The sequence below is a fragment of the Ruegeria sp. CK3 genome, assembly GCF_056536565.1.
This window is the reverse complement of record NZ_JBQFPV010000007.1, coordinates 216537-229360: the sequence shown is the minus strand read 5'-3', so window position 1 is coordinate 229360 and position 12824 is coordinate 216537. Positions and strand designations below refer to the sequence as shown.

Annotated in this window: 19 protein-coding genes; 7 read left to right on the top strand and 12 right to left on the bottom strand. The window is 58.7% G+C overall.

What is annotated here, in order from left to right; translation table 11 throughout:
• The first annotated feature begins 17 nt into the window (after positions 1-17).
• Positions 18-1406, top strand: coding sequence for a 30S ribosomal protein S12 methylthiotransferase RimO (rimO, locus tag ACR0C3_RS12150; protein ID WP_480758653.1), 1389 nt, complete (start codon positions 18-20; stop codon positions 1404-1406).
• A gap of 118 nt (positions 1407-1524) precedes the next feature.
• Positions 1525-1848: a hypothetical protein gene (locus ACR0C3_RS12145; protein ID WP_480758652.1), complete on the top strand. Its 324-nt coding sequence runs from the start codon at positions 1525-1527 to the stop codon at positions 1846-1848.
• Between the two features lie 36 nt (positions 1849-1884).
• Here ACR0C3_RS12145 and ACR0C3_RS12140 read toward each other — a convergent pair whose 3' ends face one another.
• Together ACR0C3_RS12140 and ACR0C3_RS12135 are read right to left on the bottom strand one after the other, a co-directional pair.
• Positions 1885-2241, bottom strand: coding sequence for a diacylglycerol kinase (locus ACR0C3_RS12140; protein WP_480758651.1), 357 nt, complete (start codon positions 2239-2241; stop codon positions 1885-1887).
• 139 nt (positions 2242-2380) lie between these two features.
• Positions 2381-2566 (bottom strand): hypothetical protein, encoded by a 186-nt coding sequence (locus ACR0C3_RS12135; RefSeq protein WP_425085163.1) that lies wholly within the window; start codon positions 2564-2566, stop codon positions 2381-2383.
• Positions 2567-2795: 229 nt separating this feature from the next.
• On the opposite strand from ACR0C3_RS12135, the gene ACR0C3_RS12130 reads away from it, so the two are divergent.
• Positions 2796-3038 carry a CDGSH iron-sulfur domain-containing protein gene (locus ACR0C3_RS12130; protein WP_480537777.1) on the top strand — a complete coding sequence of 81 codons (243 nt, stop codon included), beginning with the start codon at positions 2796-2798 and terminating at the stop codon, positions 3036-3038.
• Between the two features lie 23 nt (positions 3039-3061).
• On the opposite strand, the gene ACR0C3_RS12125 is transcribed toward ACR0C3_RS12130, so the two are convergent.
• The 4 genes from ACR0C3_RS12125 to ACR0C3_RS12110 all read right to left on the bottom strand — a co-directional run bounded on the left by ACR0C3_RS12125 (position 3062) and on the right by ACR0C3_RS12110 (position 4732).
• Complete coding sequence (locus ACR0C3_RS12125; RefSeq protein WP_480758649.1) at positions 3062-3331, bottom strand: DUF6455 family protein; 270 nt, start codon at positions 3329-3331, stop codon at positions 3062-3064.
• Between the two features lie 14 nt (positions 3332-3345).
• Entirely contained in the window at positions 3346-3597 is a 252-nt protein-coding gene (locus tag ACR0C3_RS12120) for a DUF6455 family protein (RefSeq protein WP_170468242.1), read from the bottom strand.
• Positions 3598-3665: 68 nt separating this feature from the next.
• Positions 3666-4034 carry a YigZ family protein gene (locus tag ACR0C3_RS12115; protein ID WP_480758648.1) on the bottom strand — a complete coding sequence of 123 codons (369 nt, stop codon included), beginning with the start codon at positions 4032-4034 and terminating at the stop codon, positions 3666-3668.
• Positions 4031-4732 carry a M48 family metallopeptidase gene (locus ACR0C3_RS12110; RefSeq protein WP_480758646.1) on the bottom strand — a complete coding sequence of 234 codons (702 nt, stop codon included), beginning with the start codon at positions 4730-4732 and terminating at the stop codon, positions 4031-4033. Before ACR0C3_RS12110 ends, ACR0C3_RS12115 begins: the two co-directional genes overlap by 4 nt.
• Before the next feature lie 120 nt (positions 4733-4852).
• On the opposite strand from ACR0C3_RS12110, the gene ACR0C3_RS12105 reads away from it, so the two are divergent.
• The 3 genes from ACR0C3_RS12105 (at position 4853) to ACR0C3_RS12095 (ending at position 6547) form a co-directional block, all read left to right on the top strand.
• Positions 4853-5092, top strand: a complete 240-nt coding sequence (locus ACR0C3_RS12105; RefSeq protein ID WP_170460576.1) for a hypothetical protein — start codon at positions 4853-4855, stop codon at positions 5090-5092.
• A 187-nt stretch (positions 5093-5279) separates the two neighbouring features.
• Positions 5280-5858: a nitroreductase family protein gene (locus ACR0C3_RS12100; RefSeq protein WP_480758645.1), complete on the top strand. Its 579-nt coding sequence runs from the start codon at positions 5280-5282 to the stop codon at positions 5856-5858.
• Positions 5855-6547, top strand: a complete 693-nt coding sequence (locus ACR0C3_RS12095; RefSeq protein WP_480758644.1) for an EI24 domain-containing protein — start codon at positions 5855-5857, stop codon at positions 6545-6547. The genes ACR0C3_RS12100 and ACR0C3_RS12095 overlap by 4 nt, the downstream gene beginning before the upstream one ends.
• Positions 6548-6549: 2 nt before the next feature.
• Here the strand turns inward: ACR0C3_RS12095 and ACR0C3_RS12090 are convergent, their stop codons facing one another.
• Both ACR0C3_RS12090 and mce read right to left on the bottom strand, forming a co-directional pair.
• Positions 6550-6822 carry a DUF1467 family protein gene (locus ACR0C3_RS12090; RefSeq protein WP_170374730.1) on the bottom strand — a complete coding sequence of 91 codons (273 nt, stop codon included), beginning with the start codon at positions 6820-6822 and terminating at the stop codon, positions 6550-6552.
• Positions 6823-6843: 21 nt separating this feature from the next.
• Positions 6844-7248 (bottom strand): methylmalonyl-CoA epimerase, encoded by a 405-nt coding sequence (gene mce / locus ACR0C3_RS12085; protein WP_170555832.1) that lies wholly within the window; start codon positions 7246-7248, stop codon positions 6844-6846.
• Positions 7249-7383: 135 nt separating this feature from the next.
• Between mce and ACR0C3_RS12080 the strand changes: the two genes are divergently transcribed.
• On the top strand, positions 7384-8100 hold the full coding sequence (locus tag ACR0C3_RS12080; RefSeq protein WP_480758642.1) for a response regulator: 717 nt from the start codon (positions 7384-7386) through the stop codon (positions 8098-8100).
• 425 nt (positions 8101-8525) lie between these two features.
• Here the strand turns inward: ACR0C3_RS12080 and aspS are convergent, their stop codons facing one another.
• The 4 genes from aspS to ACR0C3_RS12060 all read right to left on the bottom strand — a co-directional run bounded on the left by aspS (position 8526) and on the right by ACR0C3_RS12060 (position 12773).
• Positions 8526-10301, bottom strand: a complete 1776-nt coding sequence (gene aspS / locus ACR0C3_RS12075) for an aspartate--tRNA ligase (RefSeq protein WP_480758641.1) — start codon at positions 10299-10301, stop codon at positions 8526-8528.
• Positions 10302-10378: 77 nt separating this feature from the next.
• Positions 10379-11050: a CPBP family intramembrane glutamic endopeptidase gene (locus ACR0C3_RS12070; RefSeq protein ID WP_480758640.1), complete on the bottom strand. Its 672-nt coding sequence runs from the start codon at positions 11048-11050 to the stop codon at positions 10379-10381.
• The gene (locus tag ACR0C3_RS12065; RefSeq protein WP_480758639.1) at positions 11047-11691 is read right to left on the bottom strand and encodes an aminotransferase class IV family protein; all 645 of its coding nucleotides are present in this window, start codon (positions 11689-11691) and stop codon (positions 11047-11049) included. The genes ACR0C3_RS12070 and ACR0C3_RS12065 overlap by 4 nt, the downstream gene beginning before the upstream one ends.
• Positions 11646-12773: an aminodeoxychorismate synthase component I gene (locus ACR0C3_RS12060; protein ID WP_480758779.1), complete on the bottom strand. Its 1128-nt coding sequence runs from the start codon at positions 12771-12773 to the stop codon at positions 11646-11648. The genes ACR0C3_RS12065 and ACR0C3_RS12060 overlap by 46 nt, the downstream gene beginning before the upstream one ends.
• Positions 12774-12824 lie beyond the last annotated feature (51 nt).

The window sequence follows — 12824 nt, the reverse complement described above, 5'->3', positions numbered from 1 at the left end:
AAACTATATGCGGCCGCATGAGTAGCAATCCGCCAAACCTCCGCCCCGACCTTGCCCCCTCTGCCCGGATCACCGACACGCCGCGTTCAGGCCAGCCGACCATCGGTATGGTCTCATTGGGCTGCCCCAAAGCGCTGGTAGACAGCGAGCGCATCCTGACCCGGCTGCGCGCCGAAGGGTACGGTATTTCGCGCGATTATTCCGGGGCCGATGCCGTGATTGTGAACACTTGCGGGTTTCTGGACAGTGCCAAGGCCGAATCTTTGGACGCAATTGGCGAGGCTCTGGTCGAAAACGGCAAGGTCATCGTGACTGGCTGTCTGGGGGCAGAGCCGGACTATATTCGGGAACACCACCCCCGCATCATGGCGGTCACTGGCCCGCATCAATACGAGCAGGTTCTGGACGCGGTGCATGTGGCGGTGCCGCCTGATCCGGACCCATTCGTTGACCTGTTGCCTGCTAGTTCCGTGCAGCTGACTCCGCGGCACTACAGCTATCTCAAGATCTCTGAGGGCTGTAACCACAAGTGCAAGTTCTGCATCATCCCCGACATGCGCGGCAAGCTTGCCAGCCGTCCGGCCCATGCGGTGCTGCGCGAGGCCGAAAAGCTGGTCGAAAACGGCGTGCGCGAGTTGTTGGTGATCAGTCAGGATACCTCGGCCTATGGGTTGGACCGGAAATACGATGTGAACCCGTGGAAGGACCGCGAGGTGCGCAGCCATATCACAGATCTGGCGCGCGAGTTGGGGCAGCTCGATGCCTGGGTCCGGCTGCACTATGTCTACCCCTACCCGCATGTGCGTGAGTTGATCCCGCTGATGGCGGATGCAGGCTGCAATGTGCTGCCCTATCTGGATATCCCCTTTCAACACGCCCACCCGGACGTGCTGAAGCGCATGGCCCGTCCGGCGGCAGCCGCCAAAACACTCGACGAGATCAAAGCCTGGCGCGAGATCTGCCCGGACATCACTTTGCGCTCGACCTTCATTGTTGGCTACCCGGGCGAGACCGAGGCCGAATTCCAGACCCTGCTGGACTGGATGGACGAGGCGCAATTGGATCGTGTTGGCTGTTTTCAGTACGAAAACGTCGATGGCGCGCGCTCGAACGATCTGCCCGATCATGTGACCCCTGAGGTCAAGCAGGACCGATGGGACCGTTTCATGGAGAAGGCACAGGCTATCTCAGAGGCCAAACTGGAAGCCAAGGTCGGTCAAACCCTTCAGGTCATCGTGGATGAGATAGATGACGAGGCCGCCACCTGCAGAACCAAGGCCGACGCGCCCGAGATTGACGGCAACCTGTTCATTGACGAGGGTTTCGAAACCCTGAAACCCGGAGACCTCGTTACAGTCGAGGTCGATGAAGCGGGTGAGTATGACTTGTGGGGCAAGCGGGTTTGAACACCCCTAACCCTATGATCTGAAATCTACAAATCAGTTGAGGTAAGCGTGAGCCGAGTTTATTGGCGCTTGCCCGACAAAGCCGCGATGCTGAACTCGACACTGGTTGGAGGGTTTCATGTTTCGGTTTCCTACGATTTCATCGCATTTCAAAATGATGGCGGTGGCAGCCATGATGCTGGCGCCTCCGGCGGCGGCGCAGCACGTGCATGGCGGCGCGGTCAAGATCTTGTCAGTCGGTGGCAACAAGCTGGTGATTCACAAGCGCAGCAAGCATTTTGTACACCGGCATCAGGTGGCTCCGGTTATCAAACAAAAGGTCAAACCGGCCAAGCGTGTCCTGCATCCGCATCGTAAACTGGTTCTCAAGCATCACAAGCCGCGGCATCTGAAACACAGATCATTTGGTCTGCGTCACAAGATACATCGCAAGTTTCGCTGAACGCTCTACAGCGTTTCGAGCACGACGTAACCCGGTCTAGATCAGGCCAATCAGCGCCACCGCCCAGGCAATCCCGGCGGCAATCGCGGTCAATGCAACGGCCGCGCTCGCAGCATCTTTGGCCTGCCCCGCCAGCGGGTGATGGTCGGTCGACGTATAATCAACCGCGCGTTCGATGGCCGTGTTGAACAGCTCGGCCACAAGCACGAGAACACCCATGACAAGGATCAACCCACGCTCGGCCCCGCTGATCGGCAGCCACACAGCAAGCGCCGCCGAGATCAGGTTTGCATAGCCCCAGACGCGAAAGGAATACTCCTCCCGCCAGGTAGCGGCCAATCCTTGCCAGCACCATTTGGTGCGGTCCTTTAGGCGGGAAAAGAAATTGAGCATGGGTCCTCGGGCGATTGCTTTCGTGCCGTTCTGAAGGGTTGGCAAGCGCAGTGCAATGGGCAAGAAAAAACCGCCCCAAGGGCGGCATCCACTTCGTTTGATGTGCAGACGGCCCGCATTGGGGCCGCCTGCAAAACCTTTATTGTATCGGGTCACAGACAGTCTGGCCTGCTTCGGTTGTTGCCAGCTGATACCCGCCCGGGCAGCTTGGTGTGCCAGCTTTATCATAGCTCGGCTGAACGTATACTGGGGTCGGTTCTTCCTGCTGCGCACAAGCAGTCAGGATCAGAGCAAACGCACCAACGGCGGCAAACTTCAGTTTCATGTCCATCATTCCTTTATTACTTTGCTGATATTGCCCAATTTTCGGGGCCACGACCAGAATACGGGCTGACAAGCAATCTGGCAACAGAATCAATCACAAAACCGTGAAACGCAGCGATTCCATGCCAGCATGACCGGCAATTTGCGACTTACTCGCCAAGACAGGCTACCTTTTTCGAAACATAACCCTAGACTTTTTTCAGACATCAGCCAAAGGACGGAGTAGCCAAATGTCTCAATCGCCGACCATCGCCCAAGACTCGCCCATTCCCGTCGAGGTCGAAGAAGGTAAAAGCTATTTCTGGTGCTCCTGCGGCCAGTCGAAGCGGCAACCTTTCTGCGATGGCTCCCACAAAGGCAGCAGTTTCGAGCCGGTCAAATACACCGCCGAGGCCAGCAAAAAGGTGTTCTTCTGCGGGTGTAAACATACGTCCAAGCAACCCCTGTGCGACGGATCGCATTCAAAGCTCTGAAAGGCAGTTCAACTTCTGAGACTTCAGGCCTGTTCGGTTTGCGCGGCCTTGAGTGCGGCAAATTTCGCCCGATTCGGACAGGTCGGCGGCGGGTCTGCGCCCGCGGCTTGCCGATCCATCCATTCGGGGCAATCCTGCGCAGATGCGCACCCCCGACAGAACTGGATCATCTCAGCCCATTCCTCTTGGCTGAGCTTGCCGGACCGATGCGCCTGAACAAGGTCTGCGCCGGTTGTCTGCCCCATGCGCAGGACCAGACGAAAATGGGTCATGATGTTTCCCAGATGCGGCATCCTACTAACCCGCGCTAAGGCATCAGTTTATGCAGTAAGTCTTTGTTGCGGCAGTATTCAGGGGTCCGGCTTAGAGACGACGCTTGAGCCAGCAGCGTTTGGCAATTGTCGGGATTGGGGCAATCGGTGCAGCGCAGTACCGCCTCTGAGAGCTGGTCCAGAGACACATCGCCCCGGATGGTGGCTTCCTCCAGATCGACATCCAGCATGTTTGCCATGTCGTCCACCAAACCGGCATGCAATCGCAGTGATTTCAGGCTGGGCATGTTGCGTCCTTTCCCTGTCGCGCTGTCAAACAGGGTAGCAAGCATGGGCCAAAGGACTTTGATTCAGGTCAAATTGGGGCGCTGATCCGGTCCAGATAGGCGCGCGTGGCGTCCTGGACGCGACGAAAGCGGTCTCCGCCCAGTTTCTTGCCGCCATACCAGCGGGTGACGATGATCACGTGATTGCGCAGCTCTTCACGCTCCAACATGCGTAGGATCACCATGCCAGCGCCGCTTTCGCCATCATCGGCCTTTAGCCCGCCAGTCGGCAAAACCGCCGCCCATGTATTATGCGTGGCCTTGGCATAGCTTTTGTCCGAACGCAGCGCGTCCAGCACCGCGTCAATCTCGGCCCGCGATTCGACATGCGCGCCCGACACCGCGTATTTCGAGCCCCGATCCGTCAAGACGACCCCCATCCGAAACACGTCCGTCATTGGGTCAATCCAAGCTGCCGGGCCGTTTCCTGAACGATCTGCACGCGCTGCGCGTTGGGCGGATGTGTGCTGAGGAACTTGTCAGCAGGATCCGGAATGCGGTCGAAGTACTTGGCACCGACCAAGGGGTTATATCCGGCATTATAGGTAATGATGGTACCCAGTTGATCGGCCTCAAGCTCGAAGGTCTGGACATAGGCCTGTACTCCCACTTTAGCACCCAGTTTCTGCGCCTCTTCAATCTCGGCATCGCTGCCGCCGCGAAGCCGCGCCAAGTCTCCGAATTTCGCGGCACTGGCGCTGGCGTTTTCGCTTTGACGGGCGATATGACTCAGAACGTGATGCGCCGCCTCATGGCCCATGACAAAGGCCAGCTCATCCGCGTTCTGGGCCGACTGGATCATCGAGCGGGTGAAAATGATCACCGGCTGCTTTTTGTCGTCCAGTGTCTGAAACGCATTGGCCGGAGCCTTTGGGTTTAGGTCCACCAGAATCCGAAAGTCGCAGTTCTGACCCCTAGAGGCACGAAGACATTGCGCGCGTGCTTCGTCACCGATTGCCCGGCTCACCTCGCGGAAGGTCTCAACCGTGACGGGCGCGTCCGAGGCCTCCCACTCGGCGACGGACTGCTCACGCAGGGTTTCCGCGCTGCATGCCGCCAGAAACAGTGCAATCACCAGAAGAATAAGTCGACGCATCAGGTTTCCTTCAAGCGGTCAGGCCTTAAGGGGAACATAGCGCGCGCATGACGGCACGACCATACCCGGATCGCGCCCAAACGACTTGCATTGCGAGGCGGTCGCGCGCACTCTGAACTCATGTTTTCGATTGAGCATGAATTCGACTCGACGGTGATTACTCTGGTTGATGAAGGCGACAAGCCTTTGAACGAAGACGTCGTCATAAACAGCTTCGCGGAATGCGTGACGCTGGAGCAATTTGATCCCCGCACCGGTGAGGTCCAGAAAATAACGCTGTCGCCTGAACAGGTGCGTGATCTGGCAGCCGCGCTGGACCTGCCCGAAGGCGTCTATCAGATTCGCGAAACGCAGGATTAAGGCTCCTAGATCACGCGCATGGACGGCGACACGCCGATGCCTTAGATATCCCAAATGTAGCCATTCAAAGCCCTTTTCCGTAGGCCCCACCGTCCGGCCAGAAAAGACCCAGCGAACTTGTCCTGCCCCTTGAAACCCAAGCCGTGGCAACCAAAATACAAACCGCTGATGTAAAGGAAGTTAACATATGTCCCTGAAAAACCCCGCCGCGCTGGAATTTCTGCAGGTGCGCCGCTCTCGCCCTGCAAAAACGCTGATCGCCCCGGCTCCGACGCGGGATGAGCTGTTGCCGCTGTTGATCGCAGCCGCGCGCAGCCCTGATCATGGCAAGCTTGAGCCTTGGCGGTTCATCGTGCTGGAAAAAGGCGCCATGGCGCGCCTGGCCAGCCTGACCGAGGACTGCGGCACCGCTTTGGGCAAAAGCCCCGAAGACATCGCAAAGGCGCGCAGCCAGTTCGATTTGGGACATCTGGCCGTGGCCGTGATTGAGGTTCAGAAGCCGTCCGAGAAAATCCCCGCTATCGAACAGACCTATTCGGCCGGCGCGGTCTGTCTGGCGCTGTTGAACGCGGCATTGGCCGCAGGATGGGGCGCCAACTGGTTGTCCGGCTGGCAGACCCATGACCGCACCTTCTGCCAAAAGGCATTTGGGCTGGCCGACAATGAAAGCGTCGCAGGCCTGATTCACATCGCCACCGAAGGCAGCGCCCCGCCCGAGCGCCCTCGGCCCGATGTTGCCGCCCTGACGGAATGGGTCGCGGAATGATCATCCTCAACGCGTTTTTTGCAGCGCTGGGTCAGATCGGCGACCCAAAATTCCGCTCTGTCCTGTTTCGAGGCATCGGCCTGACCATCCTGTTGCTGATCCTCGCCTGCGCGGGCGCGATCTGGTTCATCAATTCGCTATCCGGTAACGAGATTTCACTGCCTTTCGTCGGCACGGTTTCGTGGCTAAACGACGTGCTGAACTACTCAGGCATTTTTCTGGTGCTGGTGTTGCCGGTGTTTCTGATGGTGCCGGTCGCCTCGGCCATCACCTCAATCTTTCTCGAAGACGTGGCCCAGGCCGTTGAGGACAAGCACTATCCAACCCTGCCCAAGGCTCCAAAGATACCGATATCCGAGGCCGTCATGGATGGGTTGGGCTTTTTGAGCGTTCTGATCGTGGCCAATATTCTGGCCCTGATCCTCTACACGATCTTCCCACCCTTCGCGCCCTTCATTTTCTGGGCGATGAACGGATTTCTGCTGGGTCGAGAGTACTTTACGCTGGCTGCCATGCGCCGCTTGGGCCGTGACGGGGCACGCAAGCTACGCGCCAAACACGTCACCACAATCTGGGCTGCAGGAACGCTTATGGCGATCCCGCTTTCCGTTCCTTTGGTGAACCTGGTGATCCCGATCCTCGGGGCGGCCACGTTCACCCATATCTATCACAAACTGTCGAGCACCTGAGGTCAGCGCGGCTCCAGCTGGTTCAACCAGTCGAAGTCGCGCACCGAAATCGCACCCGACAGGATGATCCCGGCGATGATCGCCCATAGAACGATCGAAATGCCGGTGGTGATCCACATCTTCTTTTTCATGTGATGCTCTTCCGGCGCACCCGCATGGGTGCCCGGAACGATATCCCCCAGATCGCCCTGCGTCTTGATACGAATAGGCAGAACGATCAGCAGCGTCATGAACCAGATGACAGCAAACAGAACCAAAGCGGCAGTGATAGTCATGTCAGGCCCTCCGGGCTGGCGTTACACCTGTTCCAACTCGACAAGGCAACCGTTGAAATCTTTGGGGTGAAGGAACAGCACCGGTTTGCCATGGGCACCGATCTTGGGCTCGCCGGAGCCTAGCACACGCGCGCCGGTTTCCTTCAGGTGGTCACGCGCGGCGATGATATCGTCGACCTCATAGCAGACATGATGGATACCTCCGGCGGGGTTCTTTTCCAGAAACCCGTTGATCGGGCTGTCCTCGCCCAAGGGGTACAAAAGTTCAATCTTCGTATTGGGCAGTTCGATAAAGACAACCGTCACACCATGATCGGGTTCATCCTGAGGCGCTCCCACCTTGGCCCCCAGCGCATTGCGGTATTGATCCGATGCGGCCTCAAGGTCCGGAACGGCGATGGCAACGTGGTTCAGGCGTCCAATCATGATAGTCTCCTCTGTCCTGCGTTGCTTGGGTTATGGGGGCTGCCCGGTCAAAGAACAAGTGCGCCAAATTGCCCGTTAACCCTGTGTTAGCCAGAAGTTCCTAGCGTGAGGCATCTGCTGGATAGGAGAGCTGCCATGAACGATTCGGGACCATTGACCACCATTGCCACACCCACCGCGACCCGGCCGTTGCGGGGACAGACCATTCTGGTTGTCGAAGACAGCCGATATTCCTGCGACGTGATCCGCCTGATGTGCCTGCATAGCGGCGCGCGGATCCGGCGTGCAGATTGCCTGAAATCGGCGCGACGTCACTTGCAGATCTATCGTCCCTCGATCATCGTCGTGGATATGGGGCTGCCGGATGGCTCGGGCGCCAATCTGATTGCCGAACTGACGCAGGCCACCCCTCGGATCGGGGTCATCCTTGGCATGTCCGGCGATGACTGCACCCGCGAACAGGCGATGCAGGCTGGTGCAGATGGTTTTTTGGACAAGCCAATCAAATCCATGGCCTTCTTTCAAAGAACCATTCTCGAGCTTCTGCCCGAAGACCGCCGCCCCTCCGAATTGCACGCGGTCCGAGATGAGCAGATCCATCCCGACCACCTCGCTTATCAGGACGATATGGCCCATATCGCCGATGTGCTGGCCGGACCGAATGACCATCGCACTCTGGATTATGCAGCCCAGTTTCTCGGCAGCGTCGCGCGTGAGGCCAATGATCTGGTACTAATCAAGGCGGCAAAGGACCTTGCCGCATCCCGATCCGAAGGCACGCCGATCACCGCCCGCGCCGCGCAAGTTGCCGGGATCGTTCAAGACAGATTGCAGCAGAAAGAGGCTATCTGAATTGATCACCGCCTATTTCATCACCGCATCCTTGTTGTGTTTGTGGATATACCGACAGGCCCGCAGCTCGGCTCGGGCCATCCGGGCGAAACGGGTCGGGGTGGCCAATCCTCTGGACTAAAGCGTTTCGGGTTTCACCTGAATCATCAAATGAAACGAATGTCCCGAGAACGCTGAAAGCGTGGCAGGGTATTCGTGTCACAGGTTTAACCCGAAGCGATCTATGTCAGGTTTGCTTGAAGCACTGAGCGGCACCACCGTCCCGAGAATGTCACAGGCATATCCAGGGATTGAGGTGACGAGACAGAACCGAAACAAAAACGCATTCTTGCCCCCAATGATCGGCGCGATCAGGTGATACGCAGCAACTGCTTTGTTTCACCCCCTCAAACGCAAACCGCCCGCTTGAAGCGGGCGGTTGTTGTTTAGTCCTGAGGGATGATGCGAAGCCCCAGTTCCATCAACTGATCCGAACTCGGATCGGACGGCGCATCCATCATCAGATCTTCGGCGCGCTGGTTCATCGGGAACATCATGACCTCGCGGATGTTAGCTTCGTCCGCCAGCAGCATCACGATCCGGTCGATGCCCGCAGCACAGCCACCGTGCGGCGGCGCGCCATAGTGGAACGCGTTGAACAGGGCCCCAAAGCGGGATTTGACCTCATCCGCGCCATAGCCTGCCAGTTCAAAGGCTTTCAGCATGATTTCCGGCTTGTGGTTCCGGATCGCGCCCGAGACTAGCTCATACCCGTTACAAGCCAGATCGTACTGATAGCCGCGCACGTCCAGAGGATTGCCGTTCAGCGCTTCCATACCGCCCTGCGGCATTGAGAACGGGTTGTGTTCAAAGTCGATCGCACCGGTTTCCTCGTCCTGCTCGTAAATCGGGAAATCCACGATCCAAGCAAAAGCAAAACGATCTTTCTCGGTCAGGCCAAGCTCATCACCGATCACATCACGAGCCTTCCCGGCAACCTTTTCAAAGGCCTTCGGCTTGCCCCCCAGGAAGAACGCCGCATCGCCTACGCCCAGACCCAGCTGCTGACGGATCGCCTCGGTCCGCTCGGGACCGATATTCTTGGCCAACGGGCCAGCGGCCTCCATCCCTTCGCCCTGATCGCGCCAGAAGATGTAGCCCATCCCCGGCAGCCCCTCTTTCTGGGCAAACGCGTTCATACGGTCACAGAACTTGCGGCTACCACCAGTCGGAGCGGGGATGGCTCGGATTTCGGTCCCTTCCTGCTCCAGCAGCTTTGCGAAAATCGCAAAGCCAGACCCGCGGAAATGGTCGGAGACCACTTGCATTTTAATAGGGTTCCGCAGGTCGGGCTTGTCGCTGCCATACCAAAGCGCCGCATCCTTATAGGAAATCTGCGGCCAGTCCTGATCCACCTTGCGGCCGCCACCGAACTCTCCGAACACACCGGTCAGAACGGGCTGGATCGTGTCGAACACGTCCTGCTGTTCGACAAAGGACATCTCAAGATCAAGCTGGTAGAAATCGGTCGGCGAGCGATCCGCACGCGGGTCTTCGTCGCGGAAGCACGGCGCGATCTGGAAATACTTGTCGAAGCCCGACACCATGATCAGCTGTTTGAACTGCTGCGGGGCCTGCGGCAGCGCGTAGAATTTGCCCGGGTGCAGACGCGAGGGCACAAGGAAGTCGCGCGCGCCTTCGGGCGACGAGGCGGTGATGATCGGTGTCTGGTACTCGCGGAAGCCCTGATCCCACATGCGGCGACGCATCGAGGCCACAACGTCCGAGCGCAGGGTCATGTTCTGCTGCATCGCCTCACGGCGTAGGTCGAGGTAGCGATGGCGCAGGCGGGTTTCCTCGGGGTATTCCTGATCGCCGAACACCATCAGCGGCAGTTCGTCGGCGGCACCCAGAACCTCAAGCTCACGCACGTAAACTTCGATCTCGCCAGTCGGCAGTTTCGGGTTCACCAGATCGGCGTCACGCGCTTTGACAGTGCCGTCGATGCGGATACACCACTCCGAGCGCACTTTCTCAAGTTCGGCAAAAGCCGCGCTGTCACCGTCGCACAGCACCTGGGTCACACCGAAATGGTCGCGCAGGTCGATAAATAGCACGCCACCGTGATCTCGGACCCGATGCACCCAACCGGACAGGCGGACGGTTTCACCGACATTGGCGGCAGTCAGAGCGGCGCAGGTGTGGCTGCGATAGGCGTGCATGGAATATCCCTTCGGGCGCAGAATTCGTCGCGCCGATACACCCTGTCAGGCTTGGAAAGTCAAGGCGGGTCGCGCCGTCAAAACGGCCTTTGAACGTTGCCGGAATAGAAATACACGCCCAGACCCACGGCAAAGATGATATTCCCCGCAATCGCGTGCAGCAGCACCGCGTAGAAGAAGGACCCTCGTTTGCGATAGGCCCAGCTAAACAGCAGGCCGCCAACAAAAGTCATGACGGCGACAATCCAGCTCCAGTACATCAAATGGGCGAAGGAAAAGATGGCCGCGTTCAGGAGGTCGGCCTTGCGGCCGTCAGGCAGGATCCCATGGTAGCGGCGGTAAAACAGCGGGCGGAACAACAGCTCTTGCGGCAGCGCAGACAAGAGCGGATAGCCGATCCAGATAAAGGCCAGCATCTCGGGCTGGTGTACCAAAAGGAAAAAGGCGGCATCCGGGCGGGTTAGGTAGATCAGCGCCGTGCAGAACAGTGCTGTAACGGCCGTGAAAGCGGCCAGTTCGCGGACCGACCAGTTTGCCCAATTGTAGCGAAGTTCGGCCCATTGGAAGCCCGGTGTGGCATGCAAGAGAACAATGCCCAGCCCAGTGAATGCGAACAAGGCCGGGAACATCCAGTTGGACGGAAACAGGACTGCTATCAGCAGAGGGACCGCAACAAAGAACGCGCCGAATTCAAGCCGCAGACGCCCAATCGCCACCGGGCGGTGGTCCAACGCGCTGTCGTTGCTCATAGCGCCACCAGCTTTGCGGAGATCAAGCCGCGCAGAGAGTTACCCATATAGATCGCCTTGGCGGACTTCAGATCATAAATGGTTAGAACGGCCTCGGTCCACCCCTCCTCCAACAGCTGCTCGCGCAGAATGCCCGGCAAAAGACCGCAGGACACAGGAGGAGTAAGCCTTCGCCCGTCCGGCATTTCAACGAACAGATTGGTGATGGTTCCTTCGCACAGTTCCTCCCCCTCGTTGAGGAACAGCTCCTCATCAATGCCGTCCGGCAGGGAGGCTCGGGCAGTATCATAGACCACGCGGCGCGTGGTTTTGTGCTGCAACCATATGTCGTCTGAGTTCAGCCGGGTCTGAGAAATCCCCAACCGCCAGATCTCAGGATTGCCAGCTAACGCGGCCGTGGTCAGGTCAAAGCCTCCGTGGACATCCATGGTCAACCGACACCGCAAGGGGGCATCGCTGGTAACGCCGGAAAATATCGCAAGCGCCGCATTGCGGTCGAAGGACAGCGCCAAAGCCTTTGCCGTGCGCGCCATACGGTTCAGATGCCTGTCACGCCGCAAAAAACCCTGATCGGGGTGATAGCCAAGGGTTTCGATCAGGCGGAAATCAGGCTCAACTGGTGGGCGAAGCGGGCTTTCCATAAGGCTTCCTCGTATTCAGATGGGGCTGTGCTGTCCCAAACCACGCCGCCGCCGACATTCAGGGTGGCGTTTCCATCGTCCATCATCAGTGTGCGGATGGCGACGTTGAATTCCGATCGGCCATCCGGCGCGGCCCAGCCGATGGTTCCGCAATAGATATCACGCGCCCAGGGCTCCAGTTCGGACAGGATCTCCATCGCACGGATCTTGGGCGCGCCGGTGATGGAACCACAAGGGAACAGTGCCGTCATGATGTCGGACAACCCGGCCCCGACTTGCAGCTGCGCCCCCACCAGAGAGACCATCTGATGCACCGTGGCATAGGTTTCGACCTTGAACAGCTCGGGCACATGAACAGAACCGGGAAGTGCCACGCGGCTGATATCATTGCGCAGCAGGTCAACGATCATCAGGTTCTCGGCTCGGTTCTTCTCATCCCAGGACAGGAAGTTGCGACGGCGGGCGTCCTCGGCCATGTCCTCGCAACGCGGTTGGGTGCCCTTCATAGGCCGCGTTTCGATTCGACCGGTTTCATCCGTGCGGAAGAAAAGCTCGGGCGAGCGACTAAGAAGGTCCGGCAGACCGTCCTGTTGAACCAGCGCTCCATGGCCGACCGGCTGGCCGGATGTCAGCGCCGCGTAGAGCGCCGCACTATCCCCATCGACCGTTAGATCAATCGGGAAGGTCAGGTTCGCCTGATAGATATCCCCTGCCCCGATGGCGTCATGCACCACCTGAAAGGCCTGACTGTAGCGGGTCTCATCCCAACGCGGCTGAAACGCGGATACGCCGCCTTCGGCTTTGGGCAACACGCTTTGGTCCGGTTCGTCATAGACGCCGAAACACAGCAGCGGCAGTTTCCGTTCACGCGGCAACAAACCAAACAGCCGAGGTTCCAGCACATAGCCCAGCTCATAGCTGGCATAACCGGCCAGCCAACTACCCGCCGCGCGCGCGTCATCGAGGGCCGCCAACGCCTGTGGCACCTCGTCCGCGGCATCCGCCCGGATGATGTGGGATGGCCGGTCGAACCGGGTTCCCGGACCGGCAGGTCCCTGATCAAAACGAATACGCAAGTGCATCCTCATAAGCCGTGATGCGCGATATAGAGAATACTCTGCCAAGGGAAAGGG

Coding starts and splice junctions, on each gene's coding strand:
- ACR0C3_RS12140 (WP_480758651.1), bottom strand. CDS start 2,241: ATGCTCAATTTCTTTTCCCGCCTAAAGGACCGCACCAAATGGTGCTGG.
- aspS (WP_480758641.1), bottom strand. CDS start 10,301: ATGCACGCCTATCGCAGCCACACCTGCGCCGCTCTGACTGCCGCCAAT.
- ACR0C3_RS12070 (WP_480758640.1), bottom strand. CDS start 11,050: ATGAGCAACGACAGCGCGTTGGACCACCGCCCGGTGGCGATTGGGCGT.
- ACR0C3_RS12115 (WP_480758648.1), bottom strand. CDS start 4,034: ATGACGGACGTGTTTCGGATGGGGGTCGTCTTGACGGATCGGGGCTCG.
- ACR0C3_RS12105 (WP_170460576.1), top strand. CDS start 4,853: ATGTTTTCGATTGAGCATGAATTCGACTCGACGGTGATTACTCTGGTT.
- ACR0C3_RS12080 (WP_480758642.1), top strand. CDS start 7,384: ATGAACGATTCGGGACCATTGACCACCATTGCCACACCCACCGCGACC.
- ACR0C3_RS12125 (WP_480758649.1), bottom strand. CDS start 3,331: ATGCCGCATCTGGGAAACATCATGACCCATTTTCGTCTGGTCCTGCGC.
- ACR0C3_RS12065 (WP_480758639.1), bottom strand. CDS start 11,691: ATGGAAAGCCCGCTTCGCCCACCAGTTGAGCCTGATTTCCGCCTGATC.
- ACR0C3_RS12130 (WP_480537777.1), top strand. CDS start 2,796: ATGTCTCAATCGCCGACCATCGCCCAAGACTCGCCCATTCCCGTCGAG.
- ACR0C3_RS12060 (WP_480758779.1), bottom strand. CDS start 12,773: ATGCACTTGCGTATTCGTTTTGATCAGGGACCTGCCGGTCCGGGAACC.
- ACR0C3_RS12145 (WP_480758652.1), top strand. CDS start 1,525: ATGTTTCGGTTTCCTACGATTTCATCGCATTTCAAAATGATGGCGGTG.
- mce (WP_170555832.1), bottom strand. CDS start 7,248: ATGATTGGACGCCTGAACCACGTTGCCATCGCCGTTCCGGACCTTGAG.
- ACR0C3_RS12090 (WP_170374730.1), bottom strand. CDS start 6,822: ATGACTATCACTGCCGCTTTGGTTCTGTTTGCTGTCATCTGGTTCATG.
- rimO (WP_480758653.1), top strand. CDS start 18: ATGAGTAGCAATCCGCCAAACCTCCGCCCCGACCTTGCCCCCTCTGCC.
- ACR0C3_RS12095 (WP_480758644.1), top strand. CDS start 5,855: ATGATCATCCTCAACGCGTTTTTTGCAGCGCTGGGTCAGATCGGCGAC.
- ACR0C3_RS12100 (WP_480758645.1), top strand. CDS start 5,280: ATGTCCCTGAAAAACCCCGCCGCGCTGGAATTTCTGCAGGTGCGCCGC.
- ACR0C3_RS12135 (WP_425085163.1), bottom strand. CDS start 2,566: ATGAAACTGAAGTTTGCCGCCGTTGGTGCGTTTGCTCTGATCCTGACT.
- ACR0C3_RS12110 (WP_480758646.1), bottom strand. CDS start 4,732: ATGCGTCGACTTATTCTTCTGGTGATTGCACTGTTTCTGGCGGCATGC.
- ACR0C3_RS12120 (WP_170468242.1), bottom strand. CDS start 3,597: ATGCCCAGCCTGAAATCACTGCGATTGCATGCCGGTTTGGTGGACGAC.